Raw genomic sequence first — 20,016 nt, 5'->3', positions numbered from 1 at the left:
GCCGGAGATAATTTGTCACATCTTGGATACGGATGAATCGCGGCTTCTACACAATTATGGCGGCGCAGTTTTTTTCGTCGCTTGCCGATAACGCCCTGCTTATTGCTGCTATTGCACTCCTTGCGGAGATGCACTCTCCGGCATGGATGACGCCGCTGCTGAAATTGTTCTTCGTCCTGTCGTATGTGCTGCTGGCAGCCTTCGTGGGCGCTTTTGCCGATGCCTTCCCCAAAGGCAAGGTCATGTTCATCACCAACCTGATCAAGGTTGTCGGATGCGCATTGATGTTCTTTACCGTTCATCCCCTGATTGCGTATGCCGTCGTCGGTTTCGGCGCTGCGGCGTATTCGCCGGCCAAATACGGCATCCTGACCGAACTGCTGCCACCTGAAAAACTGGTCGCAGCCAACGGCTGGATCGAAGGACTGACGGTCTGTTCCATCATCTTCGGCACGGTATTGGGTGGCGCATTGGTCAATCCGCACATCGCCTCCGTGCTGCTCGCGTTTGATTTCCCGGTTTTCGATTTCAGTATCAATACCCCGACCGAAGCGGCCCTGTGCGTCATCACCGTCATCTACATCGTCGCCGCCATTTTCAACCTCAACATCCCCGACACCGGCGCCCGTTACGCCCATCAGCAGCACAACCCCATCAAACTCATCGCCGACTTTTCCAACTGCTTCACCACGCTGTGGAAAGACAAGTTGGGTCAGATCTCGCTGGCGGTAACCACCTTGTTCTGGGGCGCAGGCGCCACGCTGCAATTCATCGTCCTGAAATGGGCCGAAAAGTCCCTGCATATGGCGCTGGACAAGGCCGCCATTCTGCAGGGCATCGTGGCACTCGGCGTGGCGCTGGGCGCCGTTGGCGCAGCGCGTTTCGTCCCTCTGCGCAAGTCGCTGACCGTGATGCCTCTGGGCATCATCATGGGCCTGGTCGTCATGGCCATGACCATGGTGACCTCAATCTGGATCGCGTATCCGCTGCTAATCATCATCGGCGCGCTGTCGGGTTACTTCGTGGTGCCGATGAATGCGCTGCTGCAGCACCGCGGCCACGTATTGATGAGCGCAGGCCATTCCATTGCGGTACAGAATTTTAATGAAAACCTGTCCGTACTGACCATGCTGGTGCTGTATGCGCTGATGGTCAGGCTTAATCTCAATGTCAACATCGTGATCATCATTTTCGGCGTGTTCGTCGCCAGCATCATGTATCTGATCATGCGCCGTCACGCAGCCAATCAGCGCGACCACGATTCGCTGGCCCTGATCGGCGAGCACAAGCACTGAAGATTGTCCGACTGATCGACTTGCCCTCCGGGTGAAGTGGGGACTTCTCCCGGTCTATGGCAACACCAGCAGCATCGCACCGTTTCTGCCACAACAAAAACAGAGGAACCATGCCCCTGCCGCATATTGCACAAATTACACAACGACTGCTGCTGTCCATTTCGCTTCTTGCCCTGCTCGGCGCCTGCGCCACACCGGAAGAACGCGCCGCCAAACGGCAATTGAAACTGGAGCGCCAGCAGCAAAAAGCGCAGCGGATCGTTGATCGCGCCAACGATAAAAAAGATCAGGCAGTAACCGATCCCGCCGCCAGACAAAAAGCCGCGCCCGACGAACTGCTCAAAGCCTTCGCCAACTGCGACGGTGCGATGTTCAAAATCGCCGGTCAGTACAAGAACGAACTCTCACCACACTGGCCGATTGCCACCAGGGGCGACATCGGCAATATCCTGGTTCCCGATCGCGGCTCTCCGGACAAGCACTTCGTCGCGGCCAGAAACAACCCGACCATGCTTAATCTGCCCGTCAGCGGCTACTTCGATGAAGTGATGACACTGGGAACCGCGAGCAGCCCGAACTACTGGTGGGGCTTCTTCACTCCGCTGTCGCCGAGAGAAACCTTTCGCATCCTGTCGCTGCGCCTGCCCGAACTCAAACGCCTGCGCGCCGACAAGGATGGCGCGTATGTGCGGCTTGATCGTTGGGACGGCACCAACTGGCGCAGAATGTCGAATCCATCCAGTTTTCACGGCATGCCGACGGACACGGCAGAACGCATCCTGATCATCGACAAGTCCGACCAGGCAGCGTATCCCGGCACGCGCATTGCCTGCTCGTTGCAGGGCCCGGTTCCACCGGCGACATTGCTCTTATTGCGTCCGGATCTGCAATGATGGGATAGATCCATTTCTTGCATTTCTTGCCTCAAAAGTAAAAAAGCGCGTCTTCAAACGCGCTTTTTTGCTTTTCAGTCTCGCTCCCAAAATGAGGACGGCGCCCTCAGTATTTGACGACAGCATGCTGCACACGCTGCGCCGCCTTCTCCTGCCAGTCATCCGGCACGATAAAACCGCGGTGACGCTCGAGCACGATATCGCCGTGTCGATCACAGACGGCGATCATCACCGGCGCCAGGGTTTCGGCAAAACACATAGAGACGGCTTCATGCAGCTGATGCGCCGACAACGCCTTTGCAGCCGGTGCACGCGCAGGCGCCAGCCATTCGAGGCGCGGCAGCACCAGATAGTGCTCGGCGAGCGCCAAATCCAAGGCGGACAGTTCGCACCAGAATCCACGGCAATGCGCCGGGGCAATCCCCAACCCTGCCGGCAACGATGTGGCGGCAGCAACGGCATCACGATAAAACAGCCATCCCTTCACCAGCGCCTGCGCATGCGTCACCGGCTGCGGCAGATACTGAGCGGCAGCCGGGTGCTCCGCCAACTTCAGTTGCTGCTGCATGATCTTGTCCATCTTCGCGCCCAGCGAGTCCGCCAGATTTGGCCCGACGAAGGCTTCGGCCTGCATCTGTGCCTGATGCGATTCCAGCAGATAGAACTTGGTCGCAAATTCCCAATGTACGGCGCCGGTGCGATTTTCGTCATGTACCAGAAAATCGAACTCGCCGATGGTGTCGTTCGGGCCGTTGCGAACCTGTACGTTGTGCGCGATCAGCCGTCCCGCTTGCTGCAGATAAAAGGTCAGCAGTTTCTCGGCATAACGTCCCAGTCGCGCCGATGGCTGAGCGTTGATCAGCATATACAGGGCACGCGGATTACGATCCAGGGCATGCAGCCAGGTGATGTCCATTTCGCTGAGCGGCCCCAGCGCCGCGATGCGACCGCTCCAGCGCGCGGCATGCACGTCCAGCAGATCGGGGGCTTCCAGCAGCCAGGCCAGTGCGCGCACATGCGGATCGCGCAAACTGCCCCAGCGTTCATGAAACTGCGATTGATAGGTCCGGCCGGACGAGGCGGCCCGGCTGCTTGATTCGAGAGACTGCTCAGTTTGCGTTTGTAGTGTCGGCATAAGTGGTCATGGCAAGGCAGAGATCGGCCCAGGCCTTGCTCTTGTCGCCAAGCTGCCGCAACAGGTAAGCCGGGTGGTAGGTAACAACCAGCGGCAAGTCGCGATAGCGATGGACGGTGCCGCGCAATTTCGAGACCGGCGTTGCCGGGTCCAGCCCCAGCAGCGACAAGGCCGCTGTCTTGCCCAGCGCGACCAGCACGGTAGGCTGTATCAGATCAATCTGGCGTTGCAGATACGGGATGCACGATGCCACTTCCTGCGGCGACGGCGGACGGTCCTTGCCGTTTTCGTCGGTGGGACGGCATTTGACGATGTTGGCGATGTAGGCGTTCTCACCGCGCTTGAGCCCCATGGCGACCAGCATGTTGTCCAGCAGCTTGCCGGCCGGACCCACAAAGGGCTCACCCTGCATATCCTCGTTGCGCCCCGGACCTTCGCCGATGAAGAGCCATTTGGCCTTTTCGTCGCCGACACCGAACACCGTTTTCTTGCGCCCTTTGCACAGACCGCATTGCTGGCAATCGGCGACAGTTTCCTTGAGCTTGCCCCAATCCATCGTGGCGATGGCGGGATTAATCCGCACTACCGGCTCGTCATCCTCCTCGTCGTCATATGGCATGAAGCCGCCCGAGACCATGTCGGCGCCATCCATCTCACTCAGCCATGGCGGCAGACCGTCATCCGATGCTGCTGAAGATGGCTGTGCGGGCGCAGAGGGGCGCTGCTGAATGGCCGCCGCAGCAGCGAGGATGGCGTCGCGTTTGGAAACAATGACGCGCTCCGGCTGCGCGGCCGGCACAGATGCCGGCGACGCCACCGCTACCGGTGCTGCTGCGGATGCCTGCGCAACTTCTGCCGGCACAGCCTCTTCCATTGCCACAGCGTCGACGGCTTCGACAGGCAGATGCCGCCGGACCCAGACGGGGCCGACACCGATTTCTTCCAATACCCGGGCCGAAGCGGCCAATGTATGCTGACTCATAGCGGTAAACTCATCACGATCGCGTCTTCGCGCGTATGTTGATCGACCGGGTAGTAATTCTTGCGGCGGCCGATTTCAACGAAACCATAGCGTTTATAAACATGCAGCGCGCGCAGGTTAGACACCCGCACTTCCAGCAGCATGATCGTCATCTTGTGCTTGCGCGCCAGATCGACGGCGCAATCCAGCAGCAAGCGTCCAAAACCCTCACCCTGCACATCTTCTGCCACACTGATGTTGAGCAGATGCGCCTCATCCACCGCCTCCATCACCAGAAAATATCCCAGCAGCCGCCCGGACGGATCGCGCATGGTCTGCGTCTGATAACCGCTGAATAACGAATCGAGGAAGTTGCCGCGCGTCCAGGGATGCGCGTAAATTTGGTCCTCGATCTGCACCACCTCGTCCATGTCGGCAACTTGCATGGTCCCGAACTCCAGCTTGCCGAATTTGCTCTCCAGCGTGTGCAGCAAGGCGTCGTTCACGCCGCACCTTTCGCCAGATTTTTTCCCGAATCACGTACCTGCCGCTCTGCAGTCGTCAGCGCGACCTTGTTGCGCAGGTAAAGCGGCTGCGCATCCTGCAATGGAATCATCCGTCCTTGCGAAAAAGCCTTGGCGCCGAGCGTTGCGACCTGCGACGCATGCGGCATCCATTGCGCCATGCCGGTCGCTGCAAATGCCTGCGCGGAAAAATCCTGCGCGTAAGCCTTCAATCCATTGCCGCAAGCCTGCACGGCACCTTGCGCCTGCACGTCCACAGCGGCCGACAAAGTCGGCTCCACCACGATCTGCCAGCCCTCGGCGTGATGGCGATATTGCGCCCAATATACTTCGCCCATGCGCGCATCGAGAATCGACAGCACATCAGCCGACTGCGCGGTCTCGAAACACGCTTGCGCCATCGCCTCCAGCGTAACCACCGGGATCACCGGCAAGTCGCTGCCGAACGCCAGTCCCTGCACCACGCCGCAAGCCGTGCGCACGCCGGTGAAGGAACCTGGACCGACGCCGAAAGCAATCGCATCGCAGCGCGACAAGGCAATACCAGCCTGGGCCAGCAATTGCTGAATCATCGGCAAAATGGTTTCGGAATGCGTTTGCACGCCCAGCGATTCGCGGGCGATCAGTTCGTCGCCATGCAGCAAAGCGGCTGAGGCGAGTTCGGTGGAGGTTTCAATGGCAAGAATGATAGACATCCCGCTATTTTACCGCGCCGGGACAGAGCCGGCCTTGCGAGAAAATCACTTTTCGGGGCTGAATTGCTGCACTGCCCTCCTTTGCGCCGGTTTTTTGCATCCGGAGTAGAATAGGCCGCCTTATGTCCTATCAGATTTATTCCAACAACAATCGTGAAGAGCTCGCCGCCGCCCTGCGCAGCGGCAAGTGGGTTGTCGCATGCCTGTGCGCCGGCTGGTGCGGCAGCTGCCGCGAATATGCTGTCAATTTTTCTGCATGGGCGGAACGTCGCCCGGAGCACCATTTCGTCTGGATCGATATCGAAGATCAGGCCGACCTCGTGGGCGACCTCGACATCGACAACTTCCCGACCCTGCTGATGCAACAAGGATCAACGGTCAGCTTCTTCGGCGCCATGGAGCCGGATACGCGCCAGTCGGAGCGTCTGCTGCAAGCGCTGACGACCCAAACCGGGGAAGAACTGGAACGCGAAGCACATAGCAGCGACGAACGCCGCAGCTGGCAGGAATGCGATCTGCAAAAGCGGCTCAACGCCCTTTCCGACGCCGACTGAAGCCGGTCCGTGTTGTCCGTGCTATCCCTATTACAGCCAGGGATCCAACTCCGGCTGCGGAAATTTCTCCATGATGAAGTCCACGAAACTGCGCACCTTGGCCGATAGCAAACGTCGGCTCGGATAGGCCATCATCACCGCAACCTGCCCCATCTGATAATCCGCCAGCACCCGCTGCAACTTGCCGCAGCGCAGATCGTCGCCAAGACTGAAAGACGGCCGCATCGTGATGCCCATGCCTGCCAGTGTAAAGTCGCGCAGCAGGATGGCGCTGTTGGACACCAGCTTGCTGGTAATCGGGATGTCGCGAATCCCCTCATCGGTTTTGACGTGCCAGTAATGGCGCAAATGCTCATGTGAAAAATTCAGGCACGCGTGGCGCGTCAGATCGTCCGGCGTATCCGGCGCGCCGTGCTTGGCGATGTAAGACGGCGAAGCACACAGCACCACTTCGGCCACGCCGATCTTGCGCACCACCATGCTGGCGTCAAACTTCTGCAAGCTGCTGAAAAAGCCAATATCCATCCCTTCTTCGACCAGGTCCATGGTGCGTTCGGACAAGGTGATATCGAGCATCACATCAGGATAAGTTTTCGAATACTCCGGCAGCAACTTGCCCAGTTGTCCCTGCCCGAAGCTCACGTGCGAATAAAGCGAGAGCGTCCCGGCCGGCTTTTTGGTCTCCATCGCCACAATCGCTTCGGCTTCTTCAATTTCTGGCAGAATGTGCCGGACGCGCTCCAGGAAAGCCTGCCCCGACTCCGTCAGCGACAGACGACGTGTCGAGCGGTTCAGCAAACGCGTGCCGAGGTGGTTTTCCAGATCGACGATATAACGCGTCACCACCGCATTCGACAGCGACATGATTTCTGCCGCCCGGACAAAACTCCCCTGCTCAACCACCTTGGCAAACACTTTCATTGAGTGCAAGCGATCCATTTCAAGCCCCTGATTGTTTCTTTAATCGAAATAGTGCATTGCCATTAAACCCATTTTTCTCGACCTAAGCAATAGATACACTTGCTCCATCGATGACGGACATGCAGTCACAAGCCAAATCACCCGCTCATCGACGTGCAACTTTCATTTACTGTTATAGGGAGAATTACCATGAACACCAAGCAAATCACTGCCGCTATCGTCCTCTTTGCCGCTGCCGGCGCCGCCATGGCCGAATCGCCATTTCCACCAGAAACCAAGTTCGTGTCGACCAAGACTCGCGCTGAAGTGACTGCAGAACTGCAACAAGCTCAAGCCCAAGGCCTGATCACCAACGGCAACAACTATCCGATCGTCATCCAGGCGCGCAGCCCGCTGACACGTTCGGATGTCGTCAGCCAATCGAAGTCGGCTATCGACAGCAGCGTCTACGCCGGTGCTTAATTTAATCAGTACCCTGCGTTACTCGCTGTAAGCAGCAAGCAATCCTGCGGCTCCGCCCGCAACCACCGTCTACCTTGGTCGGACTGCCACACGGCAGCACCATGGTGGATGGCGTGTTCAACATCCTCCTGCGCATTTCCCTTCTGCATCAAATTCCGTAAAACCGCCCCGGAATCGCCCGAAAACGCCCATTTTCAGTGCCTTTTGCTTGTTATTTTGAGCCTCTGCCTGTAAAGTTGAGGGTTTGTTTCCTCCGGCCTTTTGTGCAGATTCTGGCAATCCCGGCAACAAATAGCAGCGCCAATAGCAGTACTCAGTCACGCAATTCAGACCTACCTTTCCTATGGCTTTATACGTTCACAAATACGGCGGCACTTCGATGGGCTCGACAGAGCGCATCAAGAACGTCGCCAAGCGCGTTGCCAAGTGGCACGACGCAGGCCACCAGATCGTTGTTGTTCCTTCCGCAATGTCTGGTGAAACCAATCGCTTGCTGGGTCTGGCCAAGGAAATTATGGCCCAGCCCGATTCCCGCGAACTGGACATGCTGGCCTCCACGGGCGAGCAGGTTTCCGTTGCTCTGCTGGCAATGGCGCTGCAGGCAATCGGCAAAGAAGCCGTCTCCTACGCCGGCTGGCAAGTGCCGATCAAGACCGATTCCGCTTTCACCAAAGCCCGTATTCGCTCGATTGACGACGCCAAGGTGCGCAAAGACCTGAACGCAGGCAAGATCGTCATCATTACCGGCTTCCAGGGCGTTGATGCCGACGGCAACATCACGACGCTGGGCCGTGGCGGCTCCGACACCTCGGCTGTAGCAGTTGCTGCTGCCATCAAAGCGGCAGAATGCCTGATTTACACCGACGTCGATGGCGTCTACACCACTGATCCGCGCGTAGTCAGCGAAGCACGCCGCCTGAACACCGTGACGTTTGAAGAAATGCTGGAAATGGCATCCCTGGGCTCCAAGGTCTTGCAGATCCGCTCGGTTGAATTTGCCGGCAACTACAAGATGCCGACGCGCGTATTGTCATCGCTGACCGACCCACTAATGTCGCTGGAAGAAGAAACCAAGTCCGGCACACTGATTTCGTTTGAGGAAGACACCAAGATGGAACAAGCAACCATTACCGGCATCGCATTCAGCCGCGATGAGGCCAAGATCACCGTACTCGGCGTACCAGATCGTCCAGGCATCGCCTACCAGATCCTCGGCCCCATCGCCGACGCCAACATCGAAGTGGACATGATCATCCAGAATCAGTCCGTCGAAGGCAAAACCGACTTCACCTTCACCGTGCCGCGCGCCGAATACGCCAAGGCAGTTGAAGTCCTGAACGCCAGCGTCAAGGCCCACATCGGCGCCGCCAGCATCGTCGGCGACACCAAGGTATCAAAGGTCTCCGTGGTCGGCGTCGGCATGCGCAGCCACGTCGGCATCGCATCGCAAATGTTCCGCACGCTGTCCGAAGAAGGCGTCAACATCCAGATGATTTCCACATCCGAAATCAAGATCTCGGTCCTGATCGACGAAAAATACATGGAACTGGCCGTACGCGCGTTGCATAAGGCCTTTGATCTGGAAAATGGCAAGTAAGCGACAAGTGCGCGGTAAGTAAGCCGTAGCATACGTCTTTGAAATTCTGCCGGATGGAAAAATAATTCCTTCAAAATTGCAGAGTTTCATTGACCAAATCCGCATGAAAAGATATTATGCGGAACTTCTTTGCTGAGGCAGCGCAGTATCTGTCTACAGCGTGGAGACGTGGCCGAGTGGTCGAAGGCACTTCCCTGCTAAGGAAGCATATGGGCTTAAACCTGTATCGAGGGTTCGAATCCCTCCGTCTCCGCCAAGAACACGTTCGTTAGTGTTCGCTAACGTTCAGAAAGCCGGGTTCTCTCTATGAGAACCCGGCTTTTTTAGTTTATTATCGTTCGTTGCCGTTCGTTAGCAGCCAGCGAAAATGATGGTTAATCCGTTGGTCAAAAAAAACGGCCTAATTTCTTTAACCAACATTTCGCACCATGGCCCTTACAGACACCGCCTGCAAGAACGCAAAGCCCACTGAAAAACAATACAAGCTATCCGATGGCCGGGGCCTCGTCCTCTTGGTGCATCCGAATGGCAGCAAATACTGGATTGGTGCGTATCGTTTCGCAGGGAAGCAAAAGTCTTTTAACATGGGCGTCTATCCCGGCGTCAAGTTGTTAGAGGCTCGCGAGATCTGGGAAGCCGCTCGCAAAAAGCTCAAAGACGGCATCGACCCCAACGTCGCCAAACAGATTGCCAAGGCACAGCAGCTCACCGCCGCGCAACAGACCTTCGAGCTCACGGCCCGCGAATGGCATGAGGTCAAACGAAACGATTGGGCAGACAACACCGCTTCAGACAATATCCATCGACTAGAAACAGACATCTTCCCGGAGTTCGGATCCGCGCCGATCTCGTCGATCACTCCGCAGCAGGTCCTGAAGGCACTCAGAAAGATTGAGGAGCGCGGCGCTCTGGAAGTATCGTCTCGTACACGCGGCATCTGCTCACGCGTGTTTAACTATGCCATCGCGTGCGGTCACATAACGATGAATCCCGCTGACTCGCTTAAGGACGTGCTGAAGGTGCCGGTCAAGGGACACTTTGCCTCCATCGAGGTCGAAGAGTTCCCGGAATTCATACGGACGGTCGTTACGACGCCGCACCGCATGTTTCTGGCAACACGCGTCGCATTCTGGCTGATGATGCGCACCTTCGTTCGTACGACCGAACTGATCGCCGCACCATGGCATGAGATCGACTTCGAAAAAGAACAATGGATCATCCCCGGCGAGCGCATGAAGAAGAAGCGCGACCACGTGGTTCCACTGTCCAGGCAGTGCATCGAGCTCCTACGCGAGATACAGGCCCTTACAGGGCGCAGCTATTACATTTTTCCGAACCAGCGTAAGCCGAAGGAGCATATGTCCGACAATGCAGTCCTGAAAGCGTTAGAGCGTCTTGGTTACAAAGGGCGAATGACCGGCCACGGGTTCCGCTCACTCGCCATGGGCGTCTTGATGCAAGAGCTCGGCTATTCATTCGAGGTCGCGGATCTGCAACTGGCGCACGTCAAGAAAGACAAGACCGACAAAGCCTATGATCGCGCAAAGTTTCTCGCCGAGCGCACGGCCATGATGCAGGATTGGTCCGACTATATCGACAAGCTCGTCATCGAGGCTAACACCGGACGCCTTCAGCTCGCGGCGTAGCACTTCTTCGAAGGGGGAGGGAAACAAGATGGTGCTATACAAGTATATGCAACTCGATTCTGCGATGAAGCTGCTGACGTCGGCGACGCTAGGGTTCACTCAAATGTCAGCGCTAAATGACCCATCAGAGTCAAGCGCTTCCGCGCACCCCGGCGACGAGAGCGACCCATATCGCGGCCTCAACCTGCGATTCGCAATTGCTGCAAACTACGGCGTTTTATCACTAACCCGCAATCCATTAAGTCCGATCATGTGGTCGCACTATGCAAAGAACCATACAGGCATAGTCGTCGGCATCGAGCTCGATGCAACAGACTTAAATGACGAAACGCGATGCGTTTTACCCGCCAAGTATGGGAGCGTAATCTACACGCTCTCCAAACCGAGACATTCGTATCTGAGGTCGACCGATGACGTGGTACGCGGCGGCCAGCTTCAAGCCTTTTCCCCTGAGTATCTCGAAGCGCTTCAACGAATGTTCTTGTATAAAAGCGCCGAATGGCACTACGAGGAGGAGGTTCGCGTCGTTAAACGCGTCGATGCGATCAGCGCCGCTGGCGGCACTGTTTTGCCGGGTGAGCTGTGGGCGTATGGTGGCACAACGCATCTACTACCTATTCGCAGAGAAGCGATTGCAGAAGTGTACATTGGCTTACGCTCGGCGCATGACCGCCAGACAGTCATTCATTTACTTAGACAGATCTCCGCCCAACTATCGCCCACCGCAAAAGTATTCAACTGCTGGTTCGAATCAGATACATGGAGCATGGCAGGCGCGCACATCGAGAACTGGGACGAGACCCTTACCGAGGACGACGACTAAACCGACCGCATCGACACTACTAGCCGGCTGTCAAAACAACGAAGATTCGGCAGCCGATCGACTCGACGACTTCGGCGCTGGCCAGCCCTTCATGAGCTCAGCCGGGTACGGAACAAGCATTGATCTGGCAAATTCGGGATCCTTGCAGGTAAGCCAGTCGTCATAAGAATCGCGCGGCACAATCACCAGGCTGCGCTTCTCTTTTCCCGGCCTATGGAACCGGCTCATTAGAGGGTGATCGGCTGCATTGATAGTGATCTGAGTAAATGCAAAGTGAAAGCCGCCGCCCTCGTCTCTTAACTGCCTCCACATTCCCGCCACGCAGAACGGCGCATCGTTCGCCATCCCAATTGCCCATCGTTCATGTTTGCCGGTCTCCCAATTCGGCTCGTAGAACCGTCTAGTGGGCAGGAGGCAAAGCTGGCCCTCGCGCCAAGCCTTGGAATAAGTGCGCAACTCGCCGATAGTCTCCGCACGCGCATTCATGGTGGGATAGAACTTGTCACCCTCTTTGAACTTGCTGCGCGGGCGGAAACCATAAGTCCCGACAATCAACTGCGGCTTGCCGTCGACCGCTCGCACAATCGGGGCTGGATCGTCTTGCCATGTCTCGCCCGGCCACGACATCGGTTCGATATCGTCGACATCGAGCCCGTCGATCATTTCGAGAATTTCCTCTTCGGTCGCCCCATTAAAGTCGATGCACATTGCCGCTACCTCCTGTCAGAGGTTCATATGATGCCATCCGCCCAAAAAGATTTCCGCTATCCGCCTCGCACTCTTGCCGACGCTGCCGCCCAATCGAGGAACGGCTCCGGCGCTGTCGACTTTTTGTTCCTTCGCGCCTGCTGCTCTTCGTAGAGCTCGCTTTCAGTCTTCAAGCGCCGCCCTACACCAAGGAGGCATAGCCAAGACTGCGCATAGTCGACAATCTCACCTGCCCCGTTCTTGTACTGCTCGAAGCCGGACAGGACGAAATTATCATCGGTTGCCCAGAGGATATCGACGTCCATCAGCTCGTAGGTAGTGTCGTACGTACTCACGAGCTTCGCCGTCTTCGATACGCGATTCAGGCGGTTATCTTGAGTCGTGTTGATGGATAGCTCCCCGTCATGCGCCACCTCGCGTGAGAGCGCGTGCTTCGGGATGCGAACTCCATGCCTACGCATTTGATAAATAGCAACTTTCATGGCAGAAACTTATACTGTATGAATATCCAGTATATACCAGCGTTCGACAGACGTAAAAAAAGTGCGGACATCTGCACTCGCAGACGCCCGCACGTACTATCCCGTCAGAACAGGCCAGCAGGTTCCGCTTCGCGGTCCCAACTGTAGATAATCAGCTCAGTCCGGCGCACTGCCTTGCCCCCGCCGCCAACTTGATAATCAATTTTCACTTCCTCCAACTGAAAGCCACCGAAGATCTCGCGAATCCGCGGATGGTCGTTGATGCTCAGAATCGCCTTTCCCTTCAGCCCCCTCATCAACGCCGCCATTTTCACGTATTCCTCGACTCCGAACTCGACGCCGTAACCCGCCGTCTCAAAGTACGGCGGATCCAAATAGAACAAAGTATGGTCGCGGTCGTAGGTCTGCATGCATTTCATCCAGTCGACGTTCTCGATGTAAGCGGATGACAGACGCAAATGCGCAGCAGACAGCATCTCCTCGATGCGCAAGAAATTCACCGGAGGCGCGCTTGTCCGCGTTCCCCATGACTGATTATCGACCTTCCCGCCGAAGCAGCAATGCTGCAAGTAGAAGAAGCGCGCCGCCCTCTGAATATCCGTCAACGTCTCCGGGGGCGTGTCCTGAATCCACTTGAACATTTCACGCGAGCTCAGCGCGTACTTGAACTGCCGATAGAATTCCTCCATGTGGTGCTTGATCACCCGGTAGAGTCGAATCAGATCGCCGTTGATGTCATTGATAATTTCTACGTTCGCCTGCGGCCGCAAAAAATACAATGCCGCTCCGCCCGCAAAGACCTCGACGTAGCAGTCGTGCGCGGGAAAGCGAGGAAGGATGATGTCTGCCAAGCGACGTTTGCCGCCCAGCCAAGGGATGATTGGTGTTGGTGTTGCCATAGTGAACCTGTAAGTTGTGCTAGGATACGCCCGCCTCGCGAGGTGGCAGTAGCCTTTGCTTGATTCACTGGTCGCATCAGTGCATTGAGGCCCGTCCCGATTGTTAGCGCAATCGGAGCGGGCGCTCTGTCTTTTACTTCTTCATGAATCCGCTAAGGCGCTTTCTGCGCCTGTTGGAGCTTCTGATAGTTCTCCCTCAGTCCGATGGCAATCTTTTGCCATCCGAGGCAACTGGTGGCGTTGTGGGACTCTGTGGCGGCAATTTCAGATAACGGAATGGCGGCGGGTCCTCGGTCAGAATCGGCGGAAGGTCCGGCATCGGAACCACTCCAGGCGGCGTTGTACAACCTGACAAAGCCAGCATTGACGCCGTAACGCTGATCATCCCCATCAGTAATAAATTCGGATACCCGCTTTTCATTTGATTCCCCCTGCACATAGATTCGTTGAAGGAAATCGCGGTAGACGATCTCCGTGTTTTTGACCACCGACTTTTGCGCCCGTCCGACCTCTCGCACGAGCTCGTTACGCGCTTCGTCGGCTTTATCCCAAGCCGCCTGCTTACGACTGCTGCCGCGCAGATCCCCCGCGAGGAAGATCGCCAGCGCGAACAACAACCACCAGCACCATGACGGGACAATGCTCAGCATCGCCCCTATAGCCTTGAAGTTCATTCTGCCTCCCGGATCTCAAGCAAGATCTCTGTCGCGCCAGCCAGCTTCGCGTATAAGCGGTCAAACGCAACACGGCTCTGCCCCAAAAAATCAGGCGTCGGTGCATCCCCGACCAAAATGCAGCCGTCTGTGTCTTCGGCGGTATTCCCCCAATGAATGCGGACGCCCTCGAAATTCAGAACGGCAACGAGCAGCGGAATAGGCTTGCCGCCATACTTCGGGCTGAACTTCGGACTGTAGGTCAGTACGACCTTGTAGATGCCCGCAGGAATCGCGGTCTGACCGTAGACCTTTTCCCCAAGGGCGCGAACGATATCTTCGAGCGTGTAGCATTCGAACTTGCCGTCGACGAACAATTTTCCCGGCGTGCTTTTCGCGGAGCTCATGCCGCGTTGTAGTAACAGTTTCAGCATTTCTTCTCCTGCGATTGCTGGATTAATAAAAAGCGGGCTATATTTCCTCGCGCCCTGATGACTGCAAAAAGTACAGACGTGTGCACTGCCAGCTCTGACGGATCAATGATCGAGGCGTAACGCGAAGTAACGATTCGAATTGCCATCCAGCCGTATGCCACGATCAGCAGATAGGCCACTACCGACATGCTGACTTTGTGCCGGGCATAGCGCTTTCGGTAGAGCATCAGGCGCAAGAAAATGCCGATGCAGATCACGAGCAGCAAAATAGACAACGGCTGCATTCCAAATACGGGGTGATAAATCCCTACATTCATTTAGACGGTCCCTTCCGGCTTAGCCAGTTTCCAACTTGAGAGAGAAAATCCCCTACCGTTGTGGTCGCCATCATGTCCAACAGACGATTTGCAAAGGTCACCACCGCAGCAGAGGCCATGAGTGCGGCGACGCCGCGTTCCTGAATCGGCAACCAACGCATCAGCTCCGGCGAAGCGATGTAGCCCGCTGCGATGGCTGTTGCGAAGTAACCGAAGCGTTTCGCCAACCCCATGTCCTGAGCTCGCAAAACAAAGACGGCGGCGCCTGCGAATGCACCTATCAGCGCATTGCCGTCAACGCCCGCAAGAGCGCTTGCCATGCTGATTCCGCCAACCATCCACCAGCCGGCAATGGTCGACGACGAAAATGGTTCCGACATTAATTCCCCCATAAAAAAAGCCGCCCGAAGGCGGCTTGAACTTGAATTGTTTTTTGCTACGCTGGCGCGAAATCATCAACTGAGGGCCAGGTGATTTTTACCTCCTCCAGCTCCGAGATCGACGCGCAGTCATTAACTTGGCTTTCGAGCTCGTCAGCCCGCTGCCGTATGCTTGCCCTCTGATCGAGCACCTCCTGCGGGACCGCCTTGTCGTTGCTCGTCGGGTCCATCAATCGTTCGATATACCAGCTTGTGCGAGCGAGATAAGAGCGAGCCGAGTCCTTGATTTGCGCAATCAAAAAGGACTTTACCGAATCTAGCGATCGTTCAACGGCACTATAAGTCCCGTCGCCGTTGTCGGCGACAAAGTAGAAGCGATCATCAGGCCGAGCCTGCGGCTGAATCTCGACGATGCCGATAGCCTCCCGCTCTTCCGGCGAGGCATGGCGTAACCATTGAGAGGGATACTGCAAAAGATTCTCGTCCGCGCCGGTGGTGAATGGCGTATCGAGTGGTAACTGCTTTCCATTGAGTAAAAACATTATCTTGCCCTTGCATATTTAAAAGGATATTCAGCGAATGCGATATAGACATACGTACCGCCAGAGGCATTCGTATTTGCCCCGCTGTCGCGCACTTTGAACCCATTGCTTACGATGTCAAACCGCAAGACAGAGCCTTCCGCATCTGGCAAATGCGGATAGAGCTCTAGGCTGCTCGGATTCGAAGCTGATCGAGTGGTGTCATGCAAGATCCAATCATTTGCAGCATCGGTCCTTTTCGTAAGAACAAATTTCGGGAGAAATCCGCAATTAATAAATGGCCCGTCCGCCGACGAGTTCCCCACATACGAGCCGAAACGGGAGAATCCGGGAATTTCAGCAAACGAGTACATCACAGCGGTCGACGACACCGTCATTGATGAGTTGCTGCCAAAATTCATCACAGAAGATGTCGGTCCAGCGTTCGCCCAGATCGCCGTGTTCGCAGTGCTTGCAACGGTCGTGCTGATCTGCATGTACGAAGCTGCCGGGCTCGGCATTCCCTTGTGGTACAAGCACCAGTTAGCTGCCGCAGCCCTGTCCTTCACTATCAGAAATGCAGGCTGCTGGTTGAGGCCGTGACCCACACTGAAATTGCCGGACGCGGGAGTGGCAAACGTAGCTACGGAAATTCCCGCCACTTGATTGGCTGATACTTGAGACGACACACTCCCAGAGTTATTTGCGACTGCCGCACCACCCGCCTTCCAGCTCCACGCGATATAGTTCGTTCCTGTCGCGTTGTACGCCGAACCCGCGCCCACTGTGAAGCCATCCGCATTGAACGAGGTCAGCCCCGACACGCCATTGTTGCCTTCGATACCGTTTGAAGATGACGCCAGCGCTTGCGTAGGACCGCGCACAACGTCCTGCCATTGATGGTGAATCGCGCCGTTTCTCCCTTTTATCCAAACCAGATCCGGCTGAAATCCCAGGCCCGCTAACGAACGCCCCACAACAGAGTTGCCCGCGTATACATACGCGCCGAAATGTTTCGCCGGAATCTTGATGGCAGGATCCGCTTGATTTTGGGTATTGAGGGCTTTAAACCCTGTCGGAGGAGTGTAGGTAAATGCGCGCTGCCCAAAGTTGACTCCAAGCGTCCCGCTGCCACCACCTTCAACCATCGGAAATATCATCGAGCCGACGAACGCCGACATATTGAAGGTTGGATTGGCTCCGGTCGAAGGATTGCCGGTATACGTCCCCGCCGAATCCAACCACTGATTATTGAAGCCGAGCCACGCGCTGCCAGTCGCACAATCGTACGCCCAATGCCATATCTGGCCGGTAGCCATCCGGCCACCGCCCGGCGAGGTATTTGCAGGGCCGTTGAAGAAATTGAATGAACCAGTGTTGTCGTACACCCAATATTTACCGGCCATCGCAGACGCGCCCGATTGCTCCATCTGGTTTGCAGTGAAACCCAGACCGCCCGCGCCGCCCCACGAGCTCCACACAAACTCGCCATACCACTTCCCCGTGACCATAGGGATTGTCGAGACCACTGTGCCATGCCCGGAGCTAGTGACCGTAAGATTCGCATTCGATAGCGTGATGGTCGATTGCTTGCTCAATGGGTTCATCACGGCATAATTGCCGCGACCATTTCCACCATCGGCATAGTCTGTCGGCACATCGAACGAGCCCGCGTAGCCAGCGCCCGCCGTGAGCGAGAAATTATTAGGCGTCCAACCATTCCCGTTCCCACTGGTGTCCTTGCCAAGCGTAGCCGCCGTCAAGCCGCTGATGTCCTCAAAATCAAGGGCGTAGCCGAGTCCACCGTATGTACCGATGTACTTTTTTGGAACCCATTGATTTGTGACCGAATCGACTTCAGCGAATGCCGAAGCCGGAACAATTTGTCCTTCGATAAAGCGGACATTGGACAATAGCCCATCAAATGCAGAGGTCGGCACATACCCGACAGTCGCTCCGATAACGTGCGGGTATGCCGTATTTATGTACATGCCGCCACCTGAGCAATAACCCTCGATTGGACTCAGCACAATTGGCTTGTTATTGAGGGTCAACTTTACGCGATCCGCTGGTGTCGCATTGGAAGAGTCAAAATGAATCACCAGATGAGCATGCTGGGCCGGATCTCGGAACAGGGCTGACGATGCTACCCGCCACTGAATCGACCCGCTTGTGTACAGGAATACCTCAAATCTGTTGGCGCTGATACGACATGACCCGAAGTTATTCGCGTCTCCGCCTGCACTGAGCAAACCGAAGGTGTTACCGCTGATATCACCTATTTTTACGAAGGCGCTGAACGTCCATTTTGTGTAATCGCCTGCGGCCGATACGGTACGAGTCAACGTGTTTTGACTCGCACCCCGGAACACAAGCGACCGCTGGATCTGGGTCTGACTATCCAGACCTAAGAAGATTGGGTTGACGCCGCCGAGAATCATCGAACATCCCCTAGAAAGCCTAAGACGATACGACTTGCGCTATCGACATAGTATGGAAGCTCATCTGTCGCACCCGCGGTCAACGTCAGGTTGATGGCCTGACCGCTCTTTGTTTTGTACATCGAGCCGAGCGTAAGCGTACGACCTCCCGTGGCATCCTGCGTAACGGTAAACACTCCAGATTGGCCGGGAACGATCACGGTCGATGGATTGGCAAGCTGCCGATTTCCACCCAGCGTCACCGAGAAGTTATTCCCCGCGTCGAAGTCTGGGGTGATCGTCGCCCCATCTACCAAGGGAATCACAACCCCACGGTTAGCCTTTGTAAAGCTATTGGCAGTTGCCAATCCCGGAACTACAAGGTTTGTCCGAGCACCTTGCGGCGTGATCGCGCCCGTTCCACCATTCTCCACTCCGAGGTAGTCCGTGTCGTCGAACTCCGCCAGTGCGACTACGTTACTCCCGACCTTCTTTGCCTTGATTGCTGTTTGCTTTGCCATATTAAGTACTCAGTGGAATGTTGCTGGTTGTACCGTTTGCCAAGGTAAACGGCAGCTTGTTGTCACTCGTCAGCACGATGTTGCTCCGAGAAGCATCTGCGAGAAAGAATGGGAATGTGCCTGCCTGCCCACCGACCGGGACGTACGCCGCTGTACTGACATCCCATCGGTATGCCAGCCCCGTATCGTTTGCTACGTACAGCGTCTTATCGATACCCGCAGCCGGGAACGCCGCACGATTTGCAGACGTCTGCACATTACTTTCGATAGCGACGTTGCCGTTCGAATCTGGCGCTTTTCCGTTCACAGTATCAACAGCACCTAGACCGTCCCGCCCCTTTTCGGCAAACAAGCCCCAATTGGCGAGATCCACATCTGGCGCACTCGCCGTTGTCCCGCCGATCTTTCGCCAGTACTGAGCGCCACCGAATTCGACAAGGTCATACTCAAGATATGCATCGACCGAGCTCCACTCTCCTCGCAATCGGACACCCGCAGGGCCTCTCGCGCCTTGTGCCGCAAACAACATCCAGTTCGCAGCGTCGCCGCCCGGCGCTGCCGCCGACATGCCCTTAACAAGCCGTCGCCACTGCGATCCGCCATCAAGGACGAGATCGTCGACTTCATATTCGACGGCGGGATCCCACATGCCTCGCGGGATGACCCCGGCAATATCGCTATGCTTCCATCCGCCCGCCCCAGAAAATACGTAGATGCTCGTTCCGATCAGATACGCATCGCCGACCTGCTGGCCCGCCGCAGGAAGCTCGGATGGCGAGCTGAGGACGCCCTTCAACTTCAGCCCCTCGCCGACCAGTGCTCCGCTTTGGAATGCCTGCCGCAGCGCCCCAAACGTATTGAGGAGTTCGGCGGTCTCCTGCACTAACGCGAAGATTTCTCCTTGCGTCTGCCAGATCGCGAACGTCCCACCTACAACACTAGCGCCGCGATACGCCTCCACCAAGCTGAGCGCGTCGGACCGTGTAACGGACTCAACTTCGTACACGCTCAGATCAGGCCCCAGAAGCGCGAAGCCAGGAGACACTTGACCGATGAAATCGGTGCCTATCCCTGTAACACTCTTGCTGCCCGCGTCGATTGAAATACGCCCTGTTCTATACCAACCCATGTGCACCCCAAAAATAAAAATGGCCGTCAACTATGACGGCCAGTCA

23 protein-coding genes and 1 tRNA gene are annotated in these 20,016 nt (G+C 56.3%); 8 read left to right on the top strand and 16 right to left on the bottom strand.

Going from position 1 to position 20,016, the window contains the following annotated elements:
- Positions 1 to 32: 32 nt before the first annotated feature.
- Positions 33 to 1,295 (top strand): lysophospholipid transporter LplT, encoded by a 1,263-nt coding sequence (lplT, locus tag AC1RN6_RS11850; protein WP_493005505.1) that lies wholly within the window; start codon positions 33 to 35, stop codon positions 1,293 to 1,295.
- A 110-nt stretch (positions 1,296 to 1,405) separates the two neighbouring features.
- On the top strand, positions 1,406 to 2,188 hold the full coding sequence (locus tag AC1RN6_RS11845; RefSeq protein WP_493005504.1) for a hypothetical protein: 783 nt from the start codon (positions 1,406 to 1,408) through the stop codon (positions 2,186 to 2,188).
- Between the two features lie 106 nt (positions 2,189 to 2,294).
- Here the strand turns inward: AC1RN6_RS11845 and AC1RN6_RS11840 are convergent, their stop codons facing one another.
- The 4 genes from AC1RN6_RS11840 to tsaB are packed head-to-tail and all read right to left on the bottom strand — an operon-like array spanning position 2,295 to position 5,503.
- A complete protein-coding gene (locus tag AC1RN6_RS11840) occupies positions 2,295 to 3,323 on the bottom strand; it encodes a DUF1853 family protein (RefSeq protein WP_493005502.1) in 1,029 nt (342 codons plus the stop codon).
- Complete coding sequence (locus AC1RN6_RS11835) at positions 3,298 to 4,305, bottom strand: uracil-DNA glycosylase (protein WP_493005500.1); 1,008 nt, start codon at positions 4,303 to 4,305, stop codon at positions 3,298 to 3,300. Before AC1RN6_RS11835 ends, AC1RN6_RS11840 begins: the two co-directional genes overlap by 26 nt.
- Positions 4,302 to 4,730 (bottom strand): ribosomal protein S18-alanine N-acetyltransferase, encoded by a 429-nt coding sequence (gene rimI / locus AC1RN6_RS11830; RefSeq protein WP_493005891.1) that lies wholly within the window; start codon positions 4,728 to 4,730, stop codon positions 4,302 to 4,304. Before rimI ends, AC1RN6_RS11835 begins: the two co-directional genes overlap by 4 nt.
- A gap of 56 nt (positions 4,731 to 4,786) precedes the next feature.
- Entirely contained in the window at positions 4,787 to 5,503 is a 717-nt protein-coding gene (gene tsaB, locus AC1RN6_RS11825) for a tRNA (adenosine(37)-N6)-threonylcarbamoyltransferase complex dimerization subunit type 1 TsaB (RefSeq protein WP_493005499.1), read from the bottom strand.
- Between the two features lie 122 nt (positions 5,504 to 5,625).
- Between tsaB and AC1RN6_RS11820 the strand changes: the two genes are divergently transcribed.
- The gene (locus AC1RN6_RS11820) at positions 5,626 to 6,057 is read left to right on the top strand and encodes a thioredoxin family protein (protein WP_493005497.1); all 432 of its coding nucleotides are present in this window, start codon (positions 5,626 to 5,628) and stop codon (positions 6,055 to 6,057) included.
- 30 nt (positions 6,058 to 6,087) lie between these two features.
- Here the strand turns inward: AC1RN6_RS11820 and AC1RN6_RS11815 are convergent, their stop codons facing one another.
- Positions 6,088 to 6,996, bottom strand: coding sequence for a LysR family transcriptional regulator (locus AC1RN6_RS11815; protein WP_493005496.1), 909 nt, complete (start codon positions 6,994 to 6,996; stop codon positions 6,088 to 6,090).
- A gap of 171 nt (positions 6,997 to 7,167) precedes the next feature.
- On the opposite strand from AC1RN6_RS11815, the gene AC1RN6_RS11810 reads away from it, so the two are divergent.
- From AC1RN6_RS11810 to AC1RN6_RS11790, 5 genes are all read left to right on the top strand, one after another.
- A complete protein-coding gene (locus tag AC1RN6_RS11810; protein ID WP_493005495.1) occupies positions 7,168 to 7,440 on the top strand; it encodes a DUF4148 domain-containing protein in 273 nt (90 codons plus the stop codon).
- Between the two features lie 343 nt (positions 7,441 to 7,783).
- Complete coding sequence (locus AC1RN6_RS11805) at positions 7,784 to 9,037, top strand: aspartate kinase (RefSeq protein ID WP_050477119.1); 1,254 nt, start codon at positions 7,784 to 7,786, stop codon at positions 9,035 to 9,037.
- A 162-nt stretch (positions 9,038 to 9,199) separates the two neighbouring features.
- A tRNA-Ser gene (locus tag AC1RN6_RS11800) sits at positions 9,200 to 9,293 on the top strand.
- Positions 9,294 to 9,465: 172 nt separating this feature from the next.
- Positions 9,466 to 10,683, top strand: coding sequence for a tyrosine-type recombinase/integrase (locus AC1RN6_RS11795; RefSeq protein WP_493005494.1), 1,218 nt, complete (start codon positions 9,466 to 9,468; stop codon positions 10,681 to 10,683).
- Positions 10,684 to 10,711: 28 nt separating this feature from the next.
- Complete coding sequence (locus AC1RN6_RS11790; RefSeq protein ID WP_493005492.1) at positions 10,712 to 11,506, top strand: DUF2971 domain-containing protein; 795 nt, start codon at positions 10,712 to 10,714, stop codon at positions 11,504 to 11,506.
- 30 nt (positions 11,507 to 11,536) lie between these two features.
- On the opposite strand, the gene AC1RN6_RS11785 is transcribed toward AC1RN6_RS11790, so the two are convergent.
- From AC1RN6_RS11785 to AC1RN6_RS11735, 11 genes are all read right to left on the bottom strand, one after another.
- A complete protein-coding gene (locus AC1RN6_RS11785) occupies positions 11,537 to 12,214 on the bottom strand; it encodes an SOS response-associated peptidase family protein (protein ID WP_493005490.1) in 678 nt (225 codons plus the stop codon).
- 56 nt (positions 12,215 to 12,270) lie between these two features.
- Complete coding sequence (locus AC1RN6_RS11780) at positions 12,271 to 12,696, bottom strand: hypothetical protein (RefSeq protein ID WP_493005488.1); 426 nt, start codon at positions 12,694 to 12,696, stop codon at positions 12,271 to 12,273.
- Between the two features lie 104 nt (positions 12,697 to 12,800).
- Positions 12,801 to 13,595: a DNA adenine methylase gene (locus AC1RN6_RS11775; protein WP_493005487.1), complete on the bottom strand. Its 795-nt coding sequence runs from the start codon at positions 13,593 to 13,595 to the stop codon at positions 12,801 to 12,803.
- Between the two features lie 152 nt (positions 13,596 to 13,747).
- Positions 13,748 to 14,269, bottom strand: a complete 522-nt coding sequence (locus AC1RN6_RS11770; RefSeq protein WP_493005486.1) for a hypothetical protein — start codon at positions 14,267 to 14,269, stop codon at positions 13,748 to 13,750.
- Complete coding sequence (locus AC1RN6_RS11765) at positions 14,266 to 14,682, bottom strand: DUF5675 family protein (RefSeq protein WP_493005485.1); 417 nt, start codon at positions 14,680 to 14,682, stop codon at positions 14,266 to 14,268. The genes AC1RN6_RS11770 and AC1RN6_RS11765 overlap by 4 nt, the downstream gene beginning before the upstream one ends.
- Positions 14,676 to 14,999, bottom strand: a complete 324-nt coding sequence (locus AC1RN6_RS11760; RefSeq protein WP_493005484.1) for a phage holin family protein — start codon at positions 14,997 to 14,999, stop codon at positions 14,676 to 14,678. Before AC1RN6_RS11760 ends, AC1RN6_RS11765 begins: the two co-directional genes overlap by 7 nt.
- The gene (locus AC1RN6_RS11755; RefSeq protein ID WP_493005482.1) at positions 14,996 to 15,379 is read right to left on the bottom strand and encodes a putative holin; all 384 of its coding nucleotides are present in this window, start codon (positions 15,377 to 15,379) and stop codon (positions 14,996 to 14,998) included. The genes AC1RN6_RS11760 and AC1RN6_RS11755 overlap by 4 nt, the downstream gene beginning before the upstream one ends.
- 56 nt (positions 15,380 to 15,435) lie before the next feature.
- Positions 15,436 to 15,921 carry a hypothetical protein gene (locus AC1RN6_RS11750; protein WP_493005480.1) on the bottom strand — a complete coding sequence of 162 codons (486 nt, stop codon included), beginning with the start codon at positions 15,919 to 15,921 and terminating at the stop codon, positions 15,436 to 15,438.
- Complete coding sequence (locus AC1RN6_RS11745; RefSeq protein WP_493005478.1) at positions 15,921 to 18,341, bottom strand: DUF7483 domain-containing protein; 2,421 nt, start codon at positions 18,339 to 18,341, stop codon at positions 15,921 to 15,923. The genes AC1RN6_RS11750 and AC1RN6_RS11745 overlap by 1 nt, the downstream gene beginning before the upstream one ends.
- Positions 18,338 to 18,841 carry a hypothetical protein gene (locus AC1RN6_RS11740; protein WP_493005476.1) on the bottom strand — a complete coding sequence of 168 codons (504 nt, stop codon included), beginning with the start codon at positions 18,839 to 18,841 and terminating at the stop codon, positions 18,338 to 18,340. Before AC1RN6_RS11740 ends, AC1RN6_RS11745 begins: the two co-directional genes overlap by 4 nt.
- 1 nt (position 18,842) lies before the next feature.
- The gene (locus AC1RN6_RS11735) at positions 18,843 to 20,000 is read right to left on the bottom strand and encodes a hypothetical protein (protein WP_493005474.1); all 1,158 of its coding nucleotides are present in this window, start codon (positions 19,998 to 20,000) and stop codon (positions 18,843 to 18,845) included.
- Between the last annotated feature and the right edge of the window lie 16 nt (positions 20,001 to 20,016).

This window comes from Herbaspirillum sp. GW822-FHT03A08 (genome assembly GCF_058801885.1).
The sequence above is the reverse complement of the archived record's forward strand: the minus strand, read 5'-3'. Positions and strand labels throughout refer to the sequence as shown.

What these genes read in the sequence shown, in the direction of transcription:
- AC1RN6_RS11755 (WP_493005482.1), bottom strand. Translation starts at nt 15,379, where the DNA reads ATGTCGGAACCATTTTCGTCGTCGACCATTGCCGGCTGGTGGATGGTT.
- AC1RN6_RS11770 (WP_493005486.1), bottom strand. Translation starts at nt 14,269, where the DNA reads ATGAACTTCAAGGCTATAGGGGCGATGCTGAGCATTGTCCCGTCATGG.
- AC1RN6_RS11795 (WP_493005494.1), top strand. Translation starts at nt 9,466, where the DNA reads ATGGCCCTTACAGACACCGCCTGCAAGAACGCAAAGCCCACTGAAAAA.
- AC1RN6_RS11835 (WP_493005500.1), bottom strand. Translation starts at nt 4,305, where the DNA reads ATGAGTCAGCATACATTGGCCGCTTCGGCCCGGGTATTGGAAGAAATC.
- AC1RN6_RS11760 (WP_493005484.1), bottom strand. Translation starts at nt 14,999, where the DNA reads ATGAATGTAGGGATTTATCACCCCGTATTTGGAATGCAGCCGTTGTCT.
- AC1RN6_RS11750 (WP_493005480.1), bottom strand. Translation starts at nt 15,921, where the DNA reads ATGTTTTTACTCAATGGAAAGCAGTTACCACTCGATACGCCATTCACC.
- AC1RN6_RS11820 (WP_493005497.1), top strand. Translation starts at nt 5,626, where the DNA reads ATGTCCTATCAGATTTATTCCAACAACAATCGTGAAGAGCTCGCCGCC.
- AC1RN6_RS11775 (WP_493005487.1), bottom strand. Translation starts at nt 13,595, where the DNA reads ATGGCAACACCAACACCAATCATCCCTTGGCTGGGCGGCAAACGTCGC.
- AC1RN6_RS11815 (WP_493005496.1), bottom strand. Translation starts at nt 6,996, where the DNA reads ATGGATCGCTTGCACTCAATGAAAGTGTTTGCCAAGGTGGTTGAGCAG.
- AC1RN6_RS11805 (WP_050477119.1), top strand. Translation starts at nt 7,784, where the DNA reads ATGGCTTTATACGTTCACAAATACGGCGGCACTTCGATGGGCTCGACA.
- tsaB (WP_493005499.1), bottom strand. Translation starts at nt 5,503, where the DNA reads ATGTCTATCATTCTTGCCATTGAAACCTCCACCGAACTCGCCTCAGCC.
- lplT (WP_493005505.1), top strand. Translation starts at nt 33, where the DNA reads ATGAATCGCGGCTTCTACACAATTATGGCGGCGCAGTTTTTTTCGTCG.
- AC1RN6_RS11845 (WP_493005504.1), top strand. Translation starts at nt 1,406, where the DNA reads ATGCCCCTGCCGCATATTGCACAAATTACACAACGACTGCTGCTGTCC.
- rimI (WP_493005891.1), bottom strand. Translation starts at nt 4,730, where the DNA reads ATGCAAGTTGCCGACATGGACGAGGTGGTGCAGATCGAGGACCAAATT.
- AC1RN6_RS11780 (WP_493005488.1), bottom strand. Translation starts at nt 12,696, where the DNA reads ATGAAAGTTGCTATTTATCAAATGCGTAGGCATGGAGTTCGCATCCCG.
- AC1RN6_RS11740 (WP_493005476.1), bottom strand. Translation starts at nt 18,841, where the DNA reads ATGGCAAAGCAAACAGCAATCAAGGCAAAGAAGGTCGGGAGTAACGTA.
- AC1RN6_RS11785 (WP_493005490.1), bottom strand. Translation starts at nt 12,214, where the DNA reads ATGTGCATCGACTTTAATGGGGCGACCGAAGAGGAAATTCTCGAAATG.
- AC1RN6_RS11790 (WP_493005492.1), top strand. Translation starts at nt 10,712, where the DNA reads ATGGTGCTATACAAGTATATGCAACTCGATTCTGCGATGAAGCTGCTG.
- AC1RN6_RS11840 (WP_493005502.1), bottom strand. Translation starts at nt 3,323, where the DNA reads ATGCCGACACTACAAACGCAAACTGAGCAGTCTCTCGAATCAAGCAGC.
- AC1RN6_RS11810 (WP_493005495.1), top strand. Translation starts at nt 7,168, where the DNA reads ATGAACACCAAGCAAATCACTGCCGCTATCGTCCTCTTTGCCGCTGCC.
- AC1RN6_RS11745 (WP_493005478.1), bottom strand. Translation starts at nt 18,341, where the DNA reads ATGATTCTCGGCGGCGTCAACCCAATCTTCTTAGGTCTGGATAGTCAG.
- AC1RN6_RS11765 (WP_493005485.1), bottom strand. Translation starts at nt 14,682, where the DNA reads ATGCTGAAACTGTTACTACAACGCGGCATGAGCTCCGCGAAAAGCACG.